This window comes from Methanomicrobium antiquum (genome assembly GCF_029633915.1).
In the GTDB taxonomy this organism is placed as follows: domain Archaea; phylum Halobacteriota; class Methanomicrobia; order Methanomicrobiales; family Methanomicrobiaceae; genus Methanomicrobium; species Methanomicrobium antiquum.
Map to the genome: position 1 here is coordinate 1,632,444 of NZ_CP091092.1, position 18,066 is coordinate 1,650,509.

18 protein-coding genes are annotated in these 18,066 nt (G+C 37.9%); 10 read left to right on the plus strand and 8 right to left on the minus strand.

Annotated features, from left to right (window positions below; translation table 11 throughout):
* Positions 1 to 29 precede the first annotated feature (29 nt).
* Together L1994_RS08095 and L1994_RS08100 are read right to left on the minus strand one after the other, a co-directional pair.
* On the minus strand, positions 30 to 893 hold the full coding sequence (locus L1994_RS08095; RefSeq protein ID WP_278098940.1) for a hypothetical protein: 864 nt from the start codon (positions 891 to 893) through the stop codon (positions 30 to 32).
* Positions 890 to 1,738, minus strand: a complete 849-nt coding sequence (locus L1994_RS08100; protein ID WP_278098941.1) for a polymer-forming cytoskeletal protein — start codon at positions 1,736 to 1,738, stop codon at positions 890 to 892. Before L1994_RS08100 ends, L1994_RS08095 begins: the two co-directional genes overlap by 4 nt.
* Positions 1,739 to 2,188: 450 nt before the next feature.
* On the opposite strand from L1994_RS08100, the gene L1994_RS08105 reads away from it, so the two are divergent.
* Entirely contained in the window at positions 2,189 to 3,340 is a 1,152-nt protein-coding gene (locus L1994_RS08105; RefSeq protein WP_278098942.1) for an aldo/keto reductase, read from the plus strand.
* Between the two features lie 112 nt (positions 3,341 to 3,452).
* Positions 3,453 to 3,995: an LEA type 2 family protein gene (locus tag L1994_RS08110; RefSeq protein WP_278098943.1), complete on the plus strand. Its 543-nt coding sequence runs from the start codon at positions 3,453 to 3,455 to the stop codon at positions 3,993 to 3,995.
* A gap of 217 nt (positions 3,996 to 4,212) precedes the next feature.
* On the opposite strand, the gene L1994_RS08115 is transcribed toward L1994_RS08110, so the two are convergent.
* From L1994_RS08115 to tuf, 3 genes are read right to left on the minus strand one after another with little or no spacing between them, the layout of a single operon-like run.
* Positions 4,213 to 5,907, minus strand: a complete 1,695-nt coding sequence (locus L1994_RS08115) for a flippase activity-associated protein Agl23 (RefSeq protein ID WP_278098944.1) — start codon at positions 5,905 to 5,907, stop codon at positions 4,213 to 4,215.
* Between the two features lie 15 nt (positions 5,908 to 5,922).
* The gene (gene rpsJ, locus L1994_RS08120; RefSeq protein WP_278098945.1) at positions 5,923 to 6,231 is read right to left on the minus strand and encodes a 30S ribosomal protein S10; all 309 of its coding nucleotides are present in this window, start codon (positions 6,229 to 6,231) and stop codon (positions 5,923 to 5,925) included.
* 32 nt (positions 6,232 to 6,263) lie between these two features.
* Positions 6,264 to 7,541, minus strand: a complete 1,278-nt coding sequence (tuf, locus tag L1994_RS08125) for a translation elongation factor EF-1 subunit alpha (RefSeq protein WP_278098946.1) — start codon at positions 7,539 to 7,541, stop codon at positions 6,264 to 6,266.
* A 181-nt stretch (positions 7,542 to 7,722) separates the two neighbouring features.
* On the opposite strand from tuf, the gene L1994_RS08130 reads away from it, so the two are divergent.
* Entirely contained in the window at positions 7,723 to 8,025 is a 303-nt protein-coding gene (locus L1994_RS08130; RefSeq protein ID WP_278098947.1) for a hypothetical protein, read from the plus strand.
* Between the two features lie 292 nt (positions 8,026 to 8,317).
* Here the strand turns inward: L1994_RS08130 and L1994_RS08135 are convergent, their stop codons facing one another.
* Complete coding sequence (locus L1994_RS08135) at positions 8,318 to 9,181, minus strand: 4Fe-4S dicluster domain-containing protein (protein WP_278098948.1); 864 nt, start codon at positions 9,179 to 9,181, stop codon at positions 8,318 to 8,320.
* A 135-nt stretch (positions 9,182 to 9,316) separates the two neighbouring features.
* Positions 9,317 to 10,042 (minus strand): adenosylcobinamide-GDP ribazoletransferase, encoded by a 726-nt coding sequence (gene cobS, locus L1994_RS08140; RefSeq protein ID WP_278098949.1) that lies wholly within the window; start codon positions 10,040 to 10,042, stop codon positions 9,317 to 9,319.
* A gap of 140 nt (positions 10,043 to 10,182) precedes the next feature.
* On the opposite strand from cobS, the gene L1994_RS08145 reads away from it, so the two are divergent.
* From L1994_RS08145 to L1994_RS08160, 4 genes are all read left to right on the plus strand, one after another.
* A complete protein-coding gene (locus L1994_RS08145) occupies positions 10,183 to 11,214 on the plus strand; it encodes a nicotinate-nucleotide--dimethylbenzimidazole phosphoribosyltransferase (protein WP_278098950.1) in 1,032 nt (343 codons plus the stop codon).
* Between the two features lie 64 nt (positions 11,215 to 11,278).
* Positions 11,279 to 11,839, plus strand: a complete 561-nt coding sequence (locus tag L1994_RS08150; protein ID WP_278098951.1) for a GMP synthase subunit A — start codon at positions 11,279 to 11,281, stop codon at positions 11,837 to 11,839.
* A gap of 299 nt (positions 11,840 to 12,138) precedes the next feature.
* Complete coding sequence (locus L1994_RS08155; protein ID WP_278098952.1) at positions 12,139 to 12,678, plus strand: YkgJ family cysteine cluster protein; 540 nt, start codon at positions 12,139 to 12,141, stop codon at positions 12,676 to 12,678.
* Entirely contained in the window at positions 12,671 to 13,876 is a 1,206-nt protein-coding gene (locus L1994_RS08160; RefSeq protein WP_278098953.1) for a TraB/GumN family protein, read from the plus strand. The genes L1994_RS08155 and L1994_RS08160 overlap by 8 nt, the downstream gene beginning before the upstream one ends.
* An 86-nt stretch (positions 13,877 to 13,962) precedes the next feature.
* Here the strand turns inward: L1994_RS08160 and L1994_RS08165 are convergent, their stop codons facing one another.
* Entirely contained in the window at positions 13,963 to 15,216 is a 1,254-nt protein-coding gene (locus L1994_RS08165; protein WP_278098954.1) for a cation diffusion facilitator family transporter, read from the minus strand.
* A 285-nt stretch (positions 15,217 to 15,501) separates the two neighbouring features.
* Here L1994_RS08165 and L1994_RS08170 point away from each other — a divergent pair, with 285 nt between their 5' ends.
* The 3 genes from L1994_RS08170 (at position 15,502) to L1994_RS08180 (ending at position 18,005) form a co-directional block, all read left to right on the plus strand.
* On the plus strand, positions 15,502 to 16,005 hold the full coding sequence (locus L1994_RS08170) for a nitroreductase family protein (RefSeq protein ID WP_278098955.1): 504 nt from the start codon (positions 15,502 to 15,504) through the stop codon (positions 16,003 to 16,005).
* 203 nt (positions 16,006 to 16,208) lie between these two features.
* Positions 16,209 to 17,495, plus strand: coding sequence for a bifunctional hexulose-6-phosphate synthase/ribonuclease regulator (locus L1994_RS08175; RefSeq protein WP_278098956.1), 1,287 nt, complete (start codon positions 16,209 to 16,211; stop codon positions 17,493 to 17,495).
* 81 nt (positions 17,496 to 17,576) lie between these two features.
* Complete coding sequence (locus L1994_RS08180) at positions 17,577 to 18,005, plus strand: dCTP deaminase (RefSeq protein WP_278098957.1); 429 nt, start codon at positions 17,577 to 17,579, stop codon at positions 18,003 to 18,005.
* Positions 18,006 to 18,066 lie beyond the last annotated feature (61 nt).

Consider the following 18,066-nt stretch of genomic DNA (forward strand, 5'->3'; position numbering starts at 1 on the left):
ATATTTTTCATGGACGTTTTCCTGGTAAATTATTCTTCTGAATAGCAGACCCATTTATCATAAATAGGATCACGGTCATTCTCAATTATTTCCGGTTCTCTTCCAAAATCTCTGCACCATTCACCGACAAGCTCAATTTCACGTTTTGTTGCGGTTGAAATAACTGACTTTTTTGTAAGGGATAAAAGCTCAAAAACAATATCCTCCCACATTTCAGAATTGAAATTTGTGATATCTCCAAGCATCAGACCAATTCCAATATCTGCTGGCGTGCAGAAAACAGATGCCTCTGCACCGTCAATACACATTGTAAACTCAGGATTTAGTCTTTTAGTCTTAATTCCACATGAAAGGAGTGATGCATCATAATCAAACGAAAGTGCCTTAAAGCCTATATCTGACAAGACGCTTGTTGCAACACCCGACCCACAGCAAAAATCAAGAGCATAAGAACCTTTTAGATTCCCTGAAAGTTTTCCAGGCTTATCAGTCAATACTTCAGTTAACAGACTTTTTATCATCTCATATCTGCCGGGCCTGTTATCTTCTGTTACATCTGAAAATTCCTCAACAATTTCTCTGCAGTAATACTCCCGAAGAGCACATGCAAAATCATCTCTATTCTCCTGATAAATCTCACCGGAAGAGGACTCAAAGAGATTTATTATGTCAATTGAAAAAGGCCTGTAAAGATACGAGGATACAACCCATCCGTTTTCGTCATGAAAGGCCACGGAAATTGGCTCTTCATTCTCATCAACAAGAAGTTTTCCCATATCTGCCTCCATTGAAACAGCCATCTGAGTGTATCCGTCTTCTATTTGATCCATCAATGTTGGTTCAATACATTCAAAATCATCTTTTCCAAGATCAAAAATATCCTCAATCTTCATTTTTTCCTCAAAATTTTTACACCGCCCGGCGCTTTTATAGTTCCATCTATTACTGCCTCTTCATCAAGTGAAAGACTATGGCATTTTACATCACCAAGAATATGAACTCCGCTTTCAATTTCAATATCCCCCAAAACTGAACTCACTGCCCCGTGTATTACTGTCCCTTTACTTATTTTAATGTCTTTTTCAGAAGAAATACTGCCAAAGATCACATTTTCAGATTCTATAACTGCAGAATTTGCACGTATGTTTCCATGGAATCTGCATTTCGGGCCGATTTTCATAGGGCTCTGGACAGAAAATACCTCCATATTTAATGTGGAATTGGGTGGAATAATCAAAGGCAGGCCTTTTTCCTCTTCTTCATCTTCAGAGAAGAGTTTTTGGAAAAAGGAATTTATGTCTTCTTCTTTTTCAAGACCAAGAAGTGTTATCAGATAAAGCATTATGTAGGTGATTACTGGAAGAGGATTTCTAATCGAAATCCACCCTTTTGCCTCAAAACCGCTGTCGATTATAACATTGTCACCTAGGTCAAGATCTCCGAGAATTTTTACACGGCCCTTTATCCTGACACCTTCGCCAATGAACGCATCGCCCTGTGATATTACATCACCTGTTACTTCTGACCAGTTATCAATTCTTAAATCATTTTCTGTAGATATATTCCCGTTAATCTGACAGAATTCACTGATTAGAATCTCGTCCCCGACAAGGCCGTAATCAATCCTGCACTTATCTCCAATAATGATGCTTCTTTTTGTCTTTAAAGTGTGTTCCTGAAGTTCTGTCCCTTCCGGAATTGTACACTGCCATAACCAGTCTTTTGCTCCTTTTTCCATATACAAACCGCCTTGGCTTATTGGCTGATTGTATATTTAAATCAAAAGATTATGAGTGTTTTCTATTACAGATGAATGAAGTGAAAAAATTTATTTATGCAATTCACGGATATCACGCTGTTAAAAATACATTTTTGTTCCAAACAGAAATAACCAAATCAAAAACTGTCAGTAAAAATTATCATACAAACTTCCACACAAGCCAATCTCATTTCAGCAAGTGCCATTATCACTGACCTAATATAGTGTTATAACAAAACACTTGAGAACAATAAGAACAATCTTAATTAAAAATGTTCATGAAGCAAATATTTCATGAAAAAAAATCATGCAAGTTACAAAGTAACTTTCATGTAAGATTAAAAAATATGCCTTAAAAAAAGTACAAACCAAAAAAATCCGGTTTGATACTTTTTAGCATTTATCAACTGCAATTTGGTGTAGAAAAGCATGCTGTACAGAAAAAACCCAAAAACAGGGGATAAACTCTCTGCAATAGGTTTCGGCGCAATGCGTCTTCCAACAGATGAAAAAGGAGCAATAGATGAACAAACTGCCTCAGATATGCTTTCTTATGCAATCGAAAACGGTCTGAATTATATTGATACAGGGTATGATTACCACAACGGTGAAAGTGAGGCTTTTTTAGGACGCGCCCTTTCTAAAAATGGTCTTCGTGACAAGGTGTATCTTGCAACCAAACTCCCCTCATGGCATGTTGAATCAAGAGAGGATATGGAAAAAATCCTTGACGAACAGTTAAAACGTCTTCAGACGGACAATATTGATTACTATCTTTTAATCGCTCTTTCAAAGACAAGATGGAAAAAACTCTTTGATTTAGGCGTTCTTTCATTTCTTGACGAAGCAAAAAAACAGGGAAAAATAAAGCATGCAGGCTTTTCATTTCACGGCGATTTTGAACTTTTTACAAAGATAATTGACTCCTATGACTGGGATATATGCCAGATGCAATACAACTATCTTGATGATAATTTCCAGGCAGGAACAAAAGGACTTGAATATGCTTTCCAAAAAGGCATAGGCGTTGTTGCAATGACACCTCTTCGCGGAGGACACCTTGCAGACAAAATACCGGCAGATGTTAAGGAACTCTTTTCAGAAGCTGATAAAAACCGCACTCCTGCGGACTGGGGTTACAGGTGGGTTTTAAACAGACCGGAAATCACAGTTGTTCTAAGTGGCATGAGCAGTCCAAAGCATGTTATTGACAACATAAAAACAGCTTCCGGGACTGAGCCTTTGTCAATGGCATACACAGAACTTGAACTTGTTTCACATATTGCAGGCGTACTTCGAAAACAAATGAAAGTCAACTGCACAAACTGCGGCTATTGCATGCCCTGTCCTGAAGGAGTCGATATTATGGCATGCATTACACATTACAATAATTCTTTTCTTTTTAATGATTTTGAGACTGCAAATTTCTATTATCACTCAATGCTTGGAAAAGAGTCAAACGGCACAGGCTCTGCATCGCTTTGCATCAAATGCAAAAAATGCAATGAAATGTGCCCACAGGGTATTGATATTTGTAAAGTACTTGCAGAAATCTCAGATTATTTTGGAGATACCGGTTAAGAATAAAAATATGAATTAAAAATTCACATTTCTTTCTTTTTTTATGAAGTTAAGAGATATATTTATTATATCCATCAAATAGTATTTTTCCTAGAATAACAAAAATTATTTAGTGACCCGTGATCTTCGAAATTACTGCAACAGAAAAAATATCTTTGTTGCCGCGGTTTTTACTACGGCAATATTATCAGCTTTTCTTGTATTTGCATACATAAATGGAGATATTATTTCAACACCAGCAATTACTTTTGAAGACGTTGAAATATCAGATATTTCTTTTAATGAAACACATTTTAATGTTATTTTGATAATTGACAATAAAAACCTTGTTGGAGGAACAATCAAAAATCTGTCTTTTGATATCATCTGGGACAATGAAGGTGAGAAAACAGTCATTGCTCATGGCGAAAAAGACACCCTAAATATCTATGGGAATCAAAAAACAAAAACCGAGATTCCCATATTGTTTTACAATAAAAATATAATTCCTCTTGCGACCGGAACCATCACACAAAAAAGCCTAAACATAACTGTCAGGGGAAATGCTGATTTTGAATTTTTATTCTTCAAAATAAATGTTCCTTTTAAAAAAACACAGATTATTGATACCAATTTGAAAAATATAATACAGGGTATTCTAAAATTTATCGCTTAAAACCAGATTTTATAAGAATTTAAAATTTAATTTCAATTCTACTATCAAAATCTGACCTGTTTTGTTATAAAACTCAAAAATAGTGATATATATTAAACTATTGCATGAAACATTTGTTTAATCAATATTTGATGGATAAAAATGTAATAAAAATTGATTTCATCAGCCTTTTTCCAATCATTCAATTTTTTTTTGGATTTCATTTATTCGACTTTTTTTATGCCGCCTGCCTGTTTTTTACAAAGACATCAAGATTTATGCTTCCAAGATTTGTATCTCTTGTGAAATAATATGACAATAATCGTTTTACATCCCCAATAACAGCATTCCGGTAATTTTCATCTGTAAGATCAGCTTTGTATCTCGTAGACTGAACAAGATTGTAAACATCAATCCAATAGCATTTTTTGTAAGTATACTTGGAATAACCGGAAATATCTGTTATACCCTCACCATCATGAAGAATAATTACATCATAGTCTTCCGGACCTATAGATGAGTCATAACCTTCTGAATAATATGCTATCTTTTTCGGATAATCATCAACATAATACCAGACAAACGGCCATCTGACCTCATTTGAGATAGCGACACGGTCTGCAAAATCAACAAAGACCATTACATCACGAAGATCCTCTGAATTCTGCACCTGAACGATTGGCTCTGATATGTCTGCAGGTGTAAAGGAGACATGTACCATCATTAAAGCCAGGAATATAACACCTGCCGCACAAATCCAGATCTTTAATCTTGAAAGATCGTAGACTGCAACAAAGATCATAGGAATGAGCTGGTGCAGAATAAGCCAGGGTACTTTTTCACCAATATAGGCATAGATTGCAAGTGATGCAAGCATCCAGAAAATACAAAATCTTGTAAATTCACGGTTTTTGTCAATCTTCGCTATCGGTTTTAGTATTTTCTTTTTAATTTCCTCATTAATTTCTGATTTTTCTGCATCTGCATCAACATCAGGGCGTCCTTCACACTCATCTTCAAAATTTTGTTTCAGGTTTGTATTTTTCAAGTCATGCTTCTTTAAAAAGCTGAAAATGCCAAAGATTGCAAGGACAAGTATTGGAAGCTCATACAGCAAAAAGAGAATGATGTAATAATAAAAAGGACCCCCAAGCCTTTGTTCTTCATGCATAGAAAGCCAGTGATTAATGGCTTCGGAAGGTCCGTCAATAATAATCTGAGGATATGCACCAAAAGAGGAGTATAAGACTGCCATAATTCCTGCGGCCAGTGCAATTGCAATAATCAGATCACGTATCCAGTATTTTGGAAGAACGGCTTTTTTTGTATAAAAAAGATACAAAATATACACTCCAAAAATCAGCAGGATTATCGGAACGTTTTCCTTACACGACATCGCAAAGCCTATAGCGGCGGCTCCTGAAATTACATATTTCAACTCGTTTTTCTCAAGGTAATACAGAACTGACACCAAAAGAACAAGTGTGAAAAATAAAATCAATATGTCGTTCCTTAGAAACCTTGAAAAATAAACCATACTTGGGGATATTGCAATAAAAAGCCCTGCAATAATTGTCTGTCTTCCATCAAGGTATCCAAGTTTGTATATTGGATAAATCAAACCCACTGCAAATGTTCCAAGAAGAGAAGGTATTATTCTTGCAATAAGATCTCCTGAGCCAAAAAGGCCAAACATTCCTGAAGTTATAAAATACAAAAACGGTCCGTGATAGACAGGATCGTAAGAGTATGAATGAATGCCGTCTCTTAGAAGATTAATAGAAAACCATGAATGAATAGCCTCATCATGATGAAGCAGTTTTAAATCAAGAAACAAAAAACGCAACAGTAGTGCTGTAACGAGTATAATTAATAAAGTTCTCTCAACTGTGAAAAATTTTCCAAATTGAGAGGAAAAATTTGCGGCTCTCAACTGCCGCCCCCCTATTTAGTTTTCCAGAACAATCTCAATGCCGATGTCCTTTGGGACCTGAATGCGCATTAACTGTCTGAGTGCACGTTCGTCTGCATCGAGATCTATTAGTCTTTTGTGAATACGCATCTGCCAGCGGTCCCAAGTTGCGGTACCTTCGCCATCAGGGCTTTTGCGTATAGGAACGACCATTTTTTTGGTCGGGAGTGGTACAGGTCCTGAAAGGTTTACACCTGTACGTTCTGCGATCTCTCTGATGCGGTCACAGACCATTTCTACTTTCTCGAAATCAGTTCCGGAAAGTCGAATTCGGGCTTTTTGCATTATTGGTCACCTAAAAAAATATTGAACAGAGATTATCTCATCTGTTTCTGCTCGATGTCAATGCACATTCCGGCTGCAATGGTTGAACCCATATCACGGATTGCAAATCTTCCAAGTTGTGGGATTTCCTTGAACTTCTCAATAACCATTGGCTGAACAGGGCGGAACTTAACGATTGCCGCATCTCCTGCCTTGAGGAATGTCGGGTTTTCTTCCTTTGTCTGTCCTGTCCTTGGATCAAGTTTCTTTAAGAGTTCTGTAAATGTGCATGCTACCTGTGCTGTGTGGCAGTGGAATACAGGTGTGTAACCAACTGTGATTGCACTAGGGTGCTGGAGAATTACAATCTGTGCTGTAAATTCTTCTGCAACTGATGGTGGAGCATCTGCAGGTCCACAAACATCACCGCGGCGGATATCGTTCTTTCCGATACCACGGACGTTGAAACCTACGTTGTCACCGGGCTTTGCCTCTGCATATTCTTCGTGGTGCATTTCAATGGATTTAACTTCTCCATCCTTGTTTGCAGGCATGAATGAGACTTTCATTCCCTTCTTCATGATACCTGTCTCAATACGTCCTACAGGTACTGTTCCAATACCTGAAATTGAGTATACATCCTGAATTGGAAGGCGGAACGGAAGTGTTGTTGGAAGCTCAGGTGGTACAAGTCCATTAAGTGCTTCGAGGAGAATAGGTCCATTGTACCAGGGTGTGTTCTCGGACTTTGATGCAATGTTGTCGCCCTTAAATGCTGACATAGGGATGAACGGAATGTTTGCAGGGTTAAATCCAACCATCTTTACAAGGTCAGATACCTGTTCAACTACTTCTTTGTAGCGTGCCTCGTCATATTTGGATGCATCCATCTTGTTTAAACCAACAATAAGCTGATTTACACCAAGTGTCTTTAAAAGGAATACATGCTCCTTTGTCTGTTCCATAGGACCGTCAGGTGCTGCTACTACAAGGAGTGCCGCATCTGCCTGTGATGCACCTGTGATCATGTTTTTAACAAAGTCACGGTGTCCAGGGCAGTCTACTACTGTAAAGTAGTACTTGTCTGTGTCAAACCTCTTGTGAGCAATATCGATTGTAATACCACGCTCGCGCTCCTCTTTAAGGCTGTCCATAACCCATGCAAATTCAAAGGAACCCTTTCCTTTTGATTCTGCTTCTTTACGGAAGTTCTCAATGATGTGCGCAGGCACAGCACCGGTCTCAAACAGTAAACGTCCAACTGTTGTGGATTTTCCGTGATCGATGTGACCGACCACGGCCAGATTCATATGTGGCTTTTCAGATGCCATAATCAAAACCTCATTATATAAAAAGGCGAAATATTCCGCCCAATCGCATAGATACGAGTATCTTATATATGGAAACAGGGCATATAAAAGATTTCGTTGTTGCTTTGTATTGTGATTTAGTACAACAGAACTGTCAAAGAACAGACAAACTCTTATCCTATTGATTATACACTTCATTCTAATGAAGACACTTGAACTAATTCGTGATATTGAAAAGGACAAAGTCACAGTAAAGTGCGCAGACAAATATGTTTCAGTATACAGCCGGTGCGCTTACTGCAAACACTGTGAAGGCGTCTTAGTAGGCAAAAGGGTCATACCTACGCCTCAAAAAGAAAAAATGTCAGGTATTAAAAGGGGCACAACCCAGGATGATGAACTTCTCAATGCCGCAATGATGTTTAACACCCTCATAAGAGACGGTTCGGCTATTATGTGCGCTAATGAAAAGGATACAGGATTTCTCTCAATGTACACATATTGATGAATTTGAGAGATTTGAGATTTTAAAACATTTTTAAAAAGGTAAAATTAAAAAACCAAATAAAAAATAAAACCATTCCGGAAAAACCAACATAACAAATCATCAGAAAAATTCATGAAACTCTGCATGAAGACAAAAGAAATGTTTCATGTATAGTTTCATAGGGTTTTCATTTGTTATTGATTATGTATTTTATTTCATATTTACCGCGTATTTTAGCAGCTATTATCCTGTATTTATCATATTTTTATCAGGTATTTTTATCAGATATTTTCCTGTATTTTTTCAGTTATTATTCCTCTTTGTTTTTCAAAACCTCTCCTTTGAATTTTTCAAACTGTATCTCATCAAGCTGATCAGATAGAAGTCTGCCGGACCATGCCCGCCTGTAAACCCAGTAGACCAGCTTATCAATTACGTCAACAACTTCATCTTCAGTTTCTACTTCAACAAGTTCTCTTCCAAGCTGTGGATGCCTGCCGCGCCTGCCGCCGACAGTAATCATGTAACCACGTGATGCCATCTCAATCAGGTCAAAAGGGCATGATTCAATGCAAATGCCACATTGAAAGCATTTTTCATCATCAACAACCGCAATTCCATTTACAACAGAGATTGCATATTCAAGACAGGATTCTGTACAGTGCCCGCATCCGGTGCAAAGTCCGGGTGTTCTTAATGGCTTTACACGTCCTGTAATTCCAATTTCATTTAATATAGGACTTGTGCACGCATAGGGACAGGCAGATATTGAGATTCTCACCTTGACAGGCATCTCCTTTCCAAAAAGCTTCTCATCAAGCTTTAACGCAAGCCCGATTGAATCAATGTTTGCAAACTTGCATCTGTCAGTCCCGGGACATGCCACAACATTTACAACCTCATCTCTTTCAGAGCCAATCGGAGTTTGATTCTCAATAAGCTCCTTTCCAATAGCATCAATCTCGGTATAATGAATATGAGGAATCTCTATTGTCTGGCGTGTTGTCAGATGAACAGTATCCTGACCATATTTTTCTGCGATGTCTGCGATACCGCGCATTTTTTCAACAGTTAAAATCCCGGCCGGCATTCTGGTACGTATTGTACAGTATTCAGTATTCTTCTGGGTGATTACACCGCCTTTTGTATGCAGACCAAGATCAGTTTTTTTCATAAGATAAATTAGGTGTTAATGACTCTATAAAATACCTGCCACAGTAGCAAAAAAGATATAAAAAACAGTTTTTTTTATTTTTTTATTAAAGGGCAGGAATATGTTTGTATTTATAAGGACTTTCAGCACGCACTTTCAGCAGACTACTGCAAGTGCAATTATTACAAAAAGCCTTGTTATCTCATTGGAAGCGCCTGTCACATCCCCGTTTATTCCTCCAAAAAGGCGGTTTGAAAGGATAAACAACCCAGAAAATGAGATTATAAGCGCAACAGCTATTGCGGCAAAACCTGCAGGAGTTATAGGTAGGAGAAGGATTGGAAGACAAATTACGAGCGAGGCAAAAGGAAACCATTTTTTTGCATAACTGTGGGTGTATGAAAATATTCCCTCACGAATCGGTTTTCCAAATGTCAGGAAAAGCACCTGTGAATATTTTGCAGTCACCTCTGCGGCTATTATCGCTGCAGGAATATATGAAACCGATAAAAGGCCGGAGTATGTAAGAAGTATAACAAGTATTCCTGCCGCAACACCCCCTGCTCCAATATTTTGATCAGTAAGCGCTTTTATCCTCTTTTCGCGGCTTCCATGAGCCATCAAGCCGTCACCAAGATCCAAAAGGCCATCAAAATGATTGAATCCGTAGATTACCATAAAAACGGCAACACATGCAGCGGCAGATAGTTCAGGGGTTGGAAAAAGCATTGACGCAAATGCACACAGGCATCCTACAAAATATCCTACAAGCGGTATAAGATAAAAACGGCGCGTATACTCATCAAATTCAATATTTCTGCCAAGAGGCATTATCGTAAAAAACTGAAATATTGCAGCAAGTGATCTAAAAAACCCTTTCATGACTCAAAATAACTATTGCCGGCCAATACTATAAATAATTGCAAAAAATTACTTAATTTAAATTAAGTCAAAAACAACTTATTTTGAATTAGATCAATAAAAGCACAACCTCTTTTAACACATAAATTTCAAATTTCATTATGCCATTCCTTTCTGAAATACCCGACTTTACTTTTAAAAAACCGATGGCGGCAATGGTAATTGCAAACTCTATGTTATCCGCAGTTCCGGGAGTATCTGCCGCAGGCAAAAATCCAAAAGCAACTCTAATGACACCAAACCTTGACGGAAATCTGATTTTAAACGGGCCGGATTATAATTCAGAAATTCCGTTAAGCCCAAGAGGGTGTGCAACTCCGGCAACCATTACACGGGCTATGTTTGAGATGTGTTCAATAGATCCGGTAATTGTTAATGCAGGACTTGTTAACACGCCTGATTTTCCCTGCATTGATGTATATGGAAAAGCAGGACAAGACCCAAGATACAATAATGCGGTAGAAAATCCTGAAGAGCTTTACAAAAGAGGAATTACAATTGGAAAACATTTCGGAAAATACAGCGATCTGTTAGTTCTTGGCGAAAGTGTTCCTGGCGGGACTACAACCGCACTCTGTGTTTTGCGGGCGCTTGGCTACAGTGCCGGCGTTTCAAGCAGTTTTATTGAGAATCCTACAAATTTAAAGAGTGAGATCTGCAGACAAACTATTGAAAGGATAAAAAAGGACAAAGTAACAAGTCCTTTTGATATCATAAAATATGCAGGAGACCCGATGATGCCGGTCGTTGCCGGAATTGTAAAAGGCTATAACGGTCAAGTTGTCCTGTCAGGAGGTACCCAGATGCTCTCAGTCTGTGCACATATAAAGTCACTTGGCGAAAAGATGCCGCCATTTGTTACAACAATATATGTGAAAAATGACAAGTCAGCGGCAATAGAAAAAAGCGCTTTGGAAGTCGGAGCAACCGGATGGTACGTTGATCCAGACTTTAAAAATATTGGTATTGATTCTCTTGCAAGGTATGAAAACGGTGAAGTAAAAGAAGGTGCGGTTCTTTCAGGCGCATTGTGGCTGGCCTACATGTCCGGGTTTTCAAAGGAAGAAATTTTCACGCAGATTAAAGATTATATGAAGATTTTCCGTTGTAAAAACAGCGAAAATATGAGCTGAACAATTATTCATAACTGCCGGCAATGAAAAGAATATACACTTAAATTTCCAATTATCTATACAGATGCGCCCAATATATCTTGTAAATAATTTCGGCCAGTCAAATCACCTCATAAAGAGGATGCTAAGAGATCTTGATATTGAAGCCGAAATGATAAAAAACGACACTCCTCCTGAGAATGTACTTGAAGGATGCAGGGGAATTATTCTCGGCGGCGGCCCTTCTCTTGAACGTAGCGGATATGCGCCTGAATATGTTGACCTGGGACTGCCGGTTCTTGGTATCTGCCTTGGACTTCACATTATTGCTGTAAGAAGAAATGGTCAGGTCTCAAAAGGATCAAAGGGCGGTTTTGGCGGTGTTGACGTTGAAATAATTGAGAAAAACGAAATCCTGCAGGGTTATCCTGACAAAATATCAGTCTGGGCATCACACGCCGATGAGGTGAAAATTATCCCAAAAGGCTTTAGTCTTCTCGCAAAATCAGACATCTGCGGTGCGGAGGCGATAGGAAACTCTGATGAAGGCATTTACGGAGTCCAGTGGCATCCCGAAGTAAGCCACACAAAAGACGGGCATATAATATTTGAAAATTTTGACAGGGTTACAAAGGAAAGACTCTGAACATTTTTTTCAGACATTAATTTTTTGAGATTCAGACTTTAAAAATCAAATTTTAAAATTGAATATTAAAATGAAATATTAAATCCTAAATATTAAAGTGAAATATTAAAGTCATATTTAGAGTCAACAAAAGCAGTTTTTACAATTCATAACTAAAATGAATATACAAAAAAAAATATACAAAAAAATTTCATGAAAAAAAATCATGCACAATTATCATTCAGACACTAGTGATTTAACCCAAAAAACGTCCATAAAATTATATTTCATGTTAAAAACAAATATTCAGAGCTGATTTAATGCCTGACAGAAAAGAGATAGAAGATAAACTAAGAAAAGTTGGATTTCGGTGTGCCATGTGTGGAGAGTGTTGTACTGAAAAAACCAAAGATTCAAATCTTATTCTCTTAAGCGCCGCAGAAACCAGAGATATTATGAATGCCACAGGGATGAAACGGGACGAAATTGTAGAGCCCTACCCTGAATATATTGACATAGGAGAATGCAGAGTTACTTTTGCATGGTGCCTGAAAAGAAAAGATAAAAAATGCATCTTTTTAAAAAGTGACAATCGCTGTGGTATATATAAAAACCGCCCGTGGATATGCAGAACATATCCGTTTATGCTAACTGACGATGACCTGATTGTCTCAGACTGCATAAATACAGGTATTGAAATTTCAGATGAAGAAATTTTCATACAGGCAGAATTAGTAACAGACAGAAAAGAGAAGGAAGAGATGGAATTAAAAAATATTGAAAATATTTACAAAAATATCCGGATAGACGGACTAAAATCCTGCGTTGTCGATAGTGAGGGGGTCAAAAAAATTGAGTGAAATACACCTTGTAGGAACAGCCCATGTGTCAAAAAACAGTGTTGAGGAGGTCAGGCGTGCAATAGATGAATTTTCTCCTGATGTTATCGCAATTGAACTTGACAGGGGAAGATATGCCGCAATAAAAAAACAGGGAAAAGCACCTGAAGTCGATGATATACTAAAAGGCGGCAACTTTTCAGAAATTCTCATGCAGTGGATGCTTGCATATATCCAAAGAAAAATAGGGATGAATGTCGGCGTTGAACCAGGTTCTGAGATGATAGCTGCAATTGAAGAGGCAGAAGCCAGAAATATTCCAATTGCACTTGCTGACAGAGACATAAGAATTACTCTTTCACGCTTCTGGCAGGGTATGAGTTTATGGGAGAAGATGAAATTAATCGGAGCGCTTGCCGGAACAATTGCAGGCCGCGGTGGAGACGAGGAGATTGATATTGAAAATCTTGCCAATGACAAAGATCTTGTTGAGATGGCTATAGAAGAATTTCATAAATTTTCTCCAAACGGTGCCAGAGCTTTGATTGATGAAAGAGATGCTTATCTTGCCCACTCGCTTCTGAGACTTTCAAAAGGAAATGAAAAAGTTTTAGGAGTTGTCGGTGCAGGTCATGTGAAAGGAATTACAGGCTATTTCAAAGAACCATCAACCCTGCCGCCTTTTGATTCACTGATAACCAATCCAAAAACCCTTCCCTGGAAATATATAATAGGTGGTGCATTTATCGCAATGTTTGCATTTCTGCTGATATTAATCGGATTTTCAGGTGTTGGGATTGAAGTTTTAATCTGGGCAATGATATACTGGGTGCTGATTAATGGTATTCTGGCAGGGGCCTTCACTATTATTGCCGGAGGACACCCGTTATCTGCCTTAACAGCATTTTGTGTTTCATGGCTTACCTCCTTAAATCCTCTGCTTGCAGCGGGATGGTTTGCGGCAATTACAGAAGCAAAGATAAGAAAACCAAAAACTTCCGACTTTCAAAAAATTATTGAAGCAGAAACTTTCACTGAAATGAGAAAAGTTTCACTTTTTAAAGTGGTGCTTGTAGCGGCACTTGCAAATGTTGGAAGCACACTGGGAACAATTGCATATTTCATATTTATATTCCCGATTCTTGGTATTGACCCGACTGTTGTATTATCAGACGGTTTTTCAAATCTGATTGGTTATCTTGGAAGCTTTTTTAGCTAAAGATTAATTGAAATGTATTGGCTGGAGATTAGTTGAAATTTTTAGCTGAATTTCAATTATAACTAAATATCAATTAAACTCCTTTTTTATTCTTTGACATAACTTTCCTGCGTGGTTTTAAGCCCTGATTGTATATTTGAAATTAAATCTGGAAGGTAATCAAAGTCCATTAATTTAACATCAATTCCGGATGATTCAAAGACATAATCCATTGATTTTCCTGAGATATCTTTTTTGGATATAACAACATCCGGCCTGTATCGAAGGATATATTTAGCAAAACAGATCCCTTTTTGTTTTTCCTGTCCACTGCACGGATTTAAAATAATATCTTTTCCGAAAAACTCCAAATCACTGATTCTTATATCCAGAATCGCAAAGAAGAGTGATTCTCCAAAATGACTACTGATTTTGCCGTCTTTGTTTTCGAGTGGAACAATATAACGAATATTTAACTTTTCCTGCGGCTCATAATGAATTGTAACTCTCTCAACACTTGGAACGATACTGCATATCTCGGATTCAATCCTCTCGCTTGCCAGATGTGCCTTTGAAAGATCAGTCTTTTTCATATTCACAGTAGCCTCAACAAAAATATATCTTCCTGAATTTCTGGCATTAAGCTCTTTTACACAGACAACCAGTGGATCGGAGAGAATTGCTGATTTTATCAGATCCCGTGTTTTGTAATCAACCGATGCATCAAGAAGCGTCTTCATGCTCTCTTTTAAAATCTCCCATCCGGCATACGCAATGAATCCGGCAACAATTATTGCACCGATGTTATCAACGGCAATTCCAAAATACTGTCCAAGAAGGGCTAAAAATACAACCATTGTGGAAAGTACATCCATGTTATGCTGTTTTCCATCCGCAATAAGTCCGGGTGAACTGTATCTGGTGCCAATTATTATTTCATATCGTCCTAAAAGGTAAGGAACAAATGCAAGGGCAAAAACAGCAAACAAAAACCAGCCGCTTAAAACCAGTTCAGTTTTTTCTCCAAACAACGCACTTGTAAAAACCTCCCATGCCGTTAAAAAAACAAGCAGTGAAATTACAATTGAAATTAAATTTTCAACCTTGTAAAGACCATATGGAAATTTACTGCTTTTAAGAGAGGATAGCCATATACCTGCCAAAAGAAGGAGTGAGACAAAAACATCAATAAAAGAGTTTATTGCATCAGCTTTTACTGAAAGACTGCCGGATAAATATGAAATATAAAGTTTTACAACAACAAGAAAAATATTGACTAAAAGGGAATAAAAGGCAACTTTTCTTATTATTGAATCCTCCTTTTTACGATCAGGAATATCTCTTAAGACTTCATTATCCATTTTTAAGGCTCACCCTTTTGCATTCATATTCCGCCTGACACACTAAAAAACAATTATCAAAGACAGATTAAATGAAGACCAATTGTTTTTTTTTATTATCGTCTTTTATCCAAACACCCATAAAACAATTCTTTCAGACACTATTTAACGCACATTTTTCATATCTCTTCTTTCATTACCATAAATGAATTCATTACAGGTTAAATAAAAATTTTATAAGTTAAAAATTGCGAGAGAAAAAGAGAGAAGAAAATTATTTTTGCATTGTATGTCATATAATGCCTCATGAATCTTGGACTTACAATTCTCAAAGGAAGACGAAGCATAAGAAAATACAAAGAGCAGAAAATTGAAGACGAAGTTATAAAAGCGATACTTGAATCTGCAAGATATGCACCTACCGCAAGAAACGCACAAGCCTGGAAAGTCGGCGTTATTAAAAACAAAGATACTCTCTTAAAACTATCAGAGCTTGCATCACACGGAAAATTCATAAAAGACGCAGATGTCTGCTTTACAGTTTTTGCCGAAAAAGAACATCAGTATTTCGTTGAGGACGGAAGTGCAATGACAATGCAGATTCTTCTGTCTCTCTGGTCATTTGGTGTAGGCTCATGCTGGGTTGCAGGGTATGGAAAAGAATATTCAAAGGATGTTCAAAAATTGTTAAAAGTTCCGGAAAAATACACACTCATCTCATTAATACCGGCAGGATACCCGGCAGAGGTTACAATTCCAACAAAAAAAGAACTTGAAGACATTGTGTTTGAAGAAGAGTATAGTGAATGAAAATAGTGAATGAAAAAATTCACCCAGAGATAATAGAAATAATAATATAAACCAGTCTGATTTTTTCAGACATAACTGAGGGCATGAAATATTTATTTCATGAACGAATTTTTTATCTATTGAAAAGAGATTGTTTTTTTCACCATAAAACAAACTTATCTTTTAACTTAACTGTATATTCTATAAACATCAGAGAGATAATTATGTCAGGACCAATCCTTCAGGTAGCGCTCGACCTTACTGAATTAAAACGGGCGGTGCAGATTGGAAAAGAGGCTGTTTCAGGCGGAGCTGACTGGATAGAAGCAGGAACTCCGCTTATCAAAAGCGAAGGCATGAATGCTGTAAGAACTCTTAAAGCAGAGTTTCCAGGTCATACTATTGTTGCTGATATGAAGATTGCCGATACCGGCGCTCTAGAGGTTGAGATGGCCGCAAAGGCAGGTGCTGATGTTGTATGCATTCTTGCATCATCAGATGATTCTGTAATTGAAGAGGCAGTGCGTGCCGGACATCTTTATGGCGTTAAAATTCTTGCAGATCTGTTAAACACAGCTGATCCAATAAAACGCTCAGAAGAGGTAGAAAAAATTGGTGTTGACATAATCGCCGCACACATTGGAATTGATCAGCAGATGAAGGGAATGAATGCTGTTGACCTTTTAAAAGAAATATCAGGCAGGGTCAGTGTACAGATAGGTGTTGCAGGAGGTCTTGATTATGAGACTGCCGCTGAAGCCGCGGCAAACGGTGCAGACATTCTTCTCATTGGAAGCAGTATCACAAAATCTGCAGATGTTTCAGCCGCGACCAGAAAAATAAAGGATGCAATAAAGGATCAAAATATTAAAAAAGCCTCAAAAAAGTCACAGGATGAGGAAATAAAAGAGATCTTCATGTCTGTATCAGCGCCTAACATTACTGATGCCATGCACAGAAAAGGTGCGATGTCAGGCCTCATCTCAATATGCGGAGATGTCAAAATGGCCGGAAAAGCACTTACAGTGAGTACTATTGCCGGAGACTGGGCAAAGCCTGTTGAAGCAATAGATGTTGCAAATGAAGGTGACGTTTTGGTAATAGACAATCAGCGTGCAAAGCATGTTGCACCATGGGGCGAGCTTGCAACCCATAGCTGTCTGAACAGAGGAATTGCCGGCGTTGTAATCGACGGCGCTGTCAGAGATGCGGATGACATAAAAAAAATAGGCCTTCCGGTCTTTGCCACGGCAATATGTCCTAATGCCGGCGAACCAAAGGGATTTGGTGAAATAGGCGCTGACATCTCATGTTGCGGACAGCAGGTGAAAACAGGTGACTGGATTGTTGGTGATGAATCAGGAGTCGTTGTAATTCCAAAAAAACGTGCCTACGAGATTGCAAGACGGGCTCTTGAAGTCAGAAAAAACGAGGTCAGAATAAGAGAAGAGATAAAAAGAGGCGGTACACTCTCATCAGTTGCCGAGCTTTTAAAATGGGAAAAAAAATAGAGTTATCTGGAATTAAAAAAATAATCAACCCATCAACTTTTTTCAAAATCATTACAATATCCAATGTCATAAATTAATGCAATGATACTGTCCAGAGAAATAATTCTTGAGAGAATTGAAAAAGATGAGATTGTTCTTGACCCTTACAGTCAGGATTCACAACAGCCGGCATCATATGATCTTCGCTCAGGCGGAGATTATCTCCTGAAAAAAGGTGAAGTCACACTTGTTCATTCAATGGAGAAGATTGAACTTCCTTCAGATATTTCTGCAACCCTTATGTGCAGGTCATCATTCGGTCGAAGAGGTATCTTAATCGGCGGGGGATATGTAGATCCAGGATTTCGCGGAAACCTGACTTTATGCCTTGTAAACATGGGCCCTGAGGATTATCTCTTAAAGGAAGGTGAAAGGTGCGTTCAGGTTATAATGCACGAAGTAAAAGGCGGAAACACCCTTTATGATGGCAGATATCAGGACAGTGAGGGTGCAGTCACGGCCAGAAATTAGGAAAAATTAGTTTTATAAAAAAAAGGTGTAGAAAAACTAAAGAAAAAAATAGAGAATAAAA